Origin of the sequence: Pseudomonas wayambapalatensis, assembly GCF_049942315.1 — a bacterium.
Lineage (GTDB): Bacteria > Pseudomonadota > Gammaproteobacteria > Pseudomonadales > Pseudomonadaceae > Aquipseudomonas > Aquipseudomonas wayambapalatensis.
In genome coordinates this window covers 1-2971 of sequence record NZ_JBNFMU010000144.1, presented here as the reverse complement: position 1 = coordinate 2971, position 2971 = coordinate 1, and the positions used below count along the sequence as shown (strand labels likewise).

Here is a 2971-nt window from a genome sequence, read left to right as displayed (position 1 = left end):
CCCCAGATCCGAGAATGTGGCTGGAGTTCAGATGTGTGCTTTTCTGATCTGCCGCGTTGTGGTTTGTCGGTGGTGGCGACTTCGAATTCCCCCTCGCCTTTGGACGACCAGTGCACGCCTTCGGCTGCGGGTGCGCCGGCACGACGGCTGAAGACATCGACCTTGTCGGCGACGATGAAGGCAGAGTAGAAGCCCACACCGAACTGACCGATCAGGTGCGAATCCTTCTTCTGGTCACCGGTGAGGTTCTTCATGAAGTCGGCAGTGCCGGACTTGGCAATGGTGCCCAGGTGCGCGATGACATCGGCGCGGCTCATGCCGATGCCGTTATCCTCCAGCGTCACGGTGCCAGCGTCCTTGTCGAAGCTGACGCGAATCTTCAGATCGGCATCGCCTTCGAGCAGCTCAGGCTTGGCCAGGGCTTCGAAACGCAGTTTGTCAGCAGCGTCGGAAGCGTTGGAGATCAGCTCGCGCAGGAAGATCTCCTTGTTCGAGTACAGCGAATGGATCATGAGGTGCAGCAGTTGCTTGACCTCGGTCTGGAAGCCCAGGGTTTCTTTTTGAGTCTCCACACTCATCGTCTTCAAACTCCGATCTGTTGGTCATTGCACCCGACGGCAATTGCGCGTGGCCGGGCAGATGCTCAACAGATGGGGGCATGTCCGACTATTTCAAGGGCTTATGCGGTTCGATCTTGAAATGCGCTCGAGCGGTGGCGATGGGCGAGTCGCGATCGCCTTGCCAGGCGGTGATCGCCACGTTGGTCACTCGACGGCCTTGGCGCCATAGCTGGCACTGGGCATAAGTGTCGCGGTAGTGCCCGGCGCGCAGGTAGTCGATGGAGAAGTCGATGATCTTGGGAATACTGAGGCTTTCGCTGAAGATCAACAAATAGAGCGCCGCCGAAAGCTCCATGAAACCTGCAATGACACCTCCATGGATGGCCGGCAGCAAGGGGTTGCCGATGTTGTCCTGATTGGCCGGCAGGCGGAACAGCAGGTCATCGCCCTGGCGCTCGCATTCGATGCCGATAAGCGCGGCGTAGGGAATCAGCGCCAGCAACGGTGCATAGTCGCCGCGGGCATGGGCCTGAATCAGCTGCTTGCGAACATCCTCGGGAATCATGCCCTGCCCTCCTTGAGGCCGCTGCCGAAACGGATACCACCTCGGGCCTCCTGCCCAAGACGCATGAAGGTGCCGACCACCTGACAGATCGGCTGAGCAGGGTCGTCCTGATAGGCCGTACCGCGGGTGAAGATCACATCACGGGTGACGCGATAACATTGGGCATGACCATGGATGTCCTTGCCAGGCTGCGCAGGATGCATGTAGTCGATACGCAGGTCCAGGGTCGGACAGACTTCGAACTGCGGCAGTACACAAAGGGTGGCCATGCCGCAGGTGGTGTCCATCAGCGTGGTCAGCACGCCGCCATGGACGGCGCCAGTCTGTGGATTGCCAACGATCGCTTCCGACCAGGGCAGTATCAGGGTCATGCCCTCGGCATCAGCGTGATGGACACGCATCTGCAACACCTGGCAATGCCTGAGCGCTGAAAGAAAACGTCCAGCCATCGCCATCAAGGCCGTCTCACTCATGGTCCGCGTACTCCTTGCCGACTCGACATTTCACAAACCCAGGGAAAAGTCGATATAGAACGGGGTGTTATATATCTGCAACCTGCGTTGAACTTATGGCTGGCGGATGGACTCGAAGGTTTCAAGTAAGTTATTCCACCAAGGAGAAACACCCCATGCGTAAACCTTTTGCTTTTGCTCTGATGCTGGCCGCTGCCATGGGCCTGGCTGCTTGCGACAAGGCGAGCGAAGACAAAGCCCAGGACGCACAGCAACATGCCGAGCAAGCCCAGGAGAAGATGGGCGAGGCTCAGGATAAAGTGAACGAGGCCGCCAAGGAAAACGCCGAAGCCGCCAAAGATCAGGCCGAAGCGCAGCAGAAAGCCGCCGAGGAAGCCCAGCCTTCCACCCCGGCGCCTTCCACTGCTCCGGCCGAACCTGCCAAGCAGTAATTATGCTGAACGGAAAAACCCGACTTGCGTCGGGTTTTTTTGTACCTGCAATTAACCGATGAAACGCTTCAGTCAGCGTTGATCAATTCATATTCACCGAAGTGTCCTTGCCCGCTTCACTCTGCACACTTTCGGTGGGAGTGAAGACCATCACTTCCAGTACATGGGAGTGGAACTCCCGTCGGTACAGAATGAATACGACGCCGATACTCAGCAGCATGAACATCCACGGGCTGACGAACCAACTCAGCATGGCCATGCCGAAATAGTAAGAACGCAATCCAAGGTTGAACTGGTTGGCCGCCAGCGACAGTACCCGCGCCGCCCGCGAGGCGAAGGCCTTGCGCTCAAGCTCGCTGACCTGCCGCTCACCAATCATCGGCGCCGACCCCACCAGCACCGCAGCGAAATTGTATTGGCGCATGCACCAGCTGAAGGTGAAGAAGGCATAGACGAACACCAGCGCCAGGCACAGCAGCTTGATCTCCGACATCCCCTGCGAGGCCTGCTGCACCAGCGGCAGGTCGGCTAACAGCGACAGCGCACGATCGGAGGCGCCGAGCACGGTGAGGATGCCTGCCAGGATGATCAGAGTGCTCGAGGCAAAAAAAGACGCGTTGCGCTCCAGGTTGCCGATCACGCTGGCGTCGGCGATGCGGTTGTCGCGCAGCAGCATGCGACGCATCCAATCTTCCCGGTAGAGATGCAGGACGCTGGCCAGGCACGCAGTGTCGCGCCCCTTCCAGGTGGCGTAGCGGGTGTAGCCGCCCCAGCACAGCGCAAACCAGGCGACGGCCAGCAGGTTGTGGAGATTGCTTTGGATGAAGGTCATGCAGGGTTTCCGTAAGGCGGGGCATAAAGAGGTTGGCCTGCGGATTCGACGCTGGCTATCGATGAAAGGCACACTGAGGTTGTGAAAACCATCTTGCCAGGGCGGGCCTG

At 58.9% G+C, this 2971-nt stretch carries 5 protein-coding genes; 1 reads left to right on the top strand and 4 read right to left on the bottom strand.

Features of this window, described 5'->3' with window-relative positions; all coding sequences use genetic code 11:
• The 3 genes from ACPZMI_RS08900 to ACPZMI_RS08890 all read right to left on the bottom strand — a co-directional run.
• A partial coding sequence (locus ACPZMI_RS08900) for an ATP-binding protein (protein WP_426352058.1) occupies positions 1 to 578 on the bottom strand: 578 nt, incomplete at its 3' end.
• A gap of 88 nt (positions 579 to 666) precedes the next feature.
• Positions 667 to 1125 carry a PaaI family thioesterase gene (locus ACPZMI_RS08895; protein WP_186666227.1) on the bottom strand — a complete coding sequence of 153 codons (459 nt, stop codon included), beginning with the start codon at positions 1123 to 1125 and terminating at the stop codon, positions 667 to 669.
• Positions 1122 to 1598: a PaaI family thioesterase gene (locus tag ACPZMI_RS08890; RefSeq protein WP_186666228.1), complete on the bottom strand. Its 477-nt coding sequence runs from the start codon at positions 1596 to 1598 to the stop codon at positions 1122 to 1124. Before ACPZMI_RS08890 ends, ACPZMI_RS08895 begins: the two co-directional genes overlap by 4 nt.
• Before the next feature lie 155 nt (positions 1599 to 1753).
• Here ACPZMI_RS08890 and ACPZMI_RS08885 point away from each other — a divergent pair, with 155 nt between their 5' ends.
• On the top strand, positions 1754 to 2029 hold the full coding sequence (locus ACPZMI_RS08885; RefSeq protein ID WP_054894248.1) for a hypothetical protein: 276 nt from the start codon (positions 1754 to 1756) through the stop codon (positions 2027 to 2029).
• Positions 2030 to 2111: 82 nt separating this feature from the next.
• Here ACPZMI_RS08885 and ACPZMI_RS08880 read toward each other — a convergent pair whose 3' ends face one another.
• On the bottom strand, positions 2112 to 2861 hold the full coding sequence (locus ACPZMI_RS08880) for a DUF599 domain-containing protein (protein WP_186707981.1): 750 nt from the start codon (positions 2859 to 2861) through the stop codon (positions 2112 to 2114).
• Between the last annotated feature and the right edge of the window lie 110 nt (positions 2862 to 2971).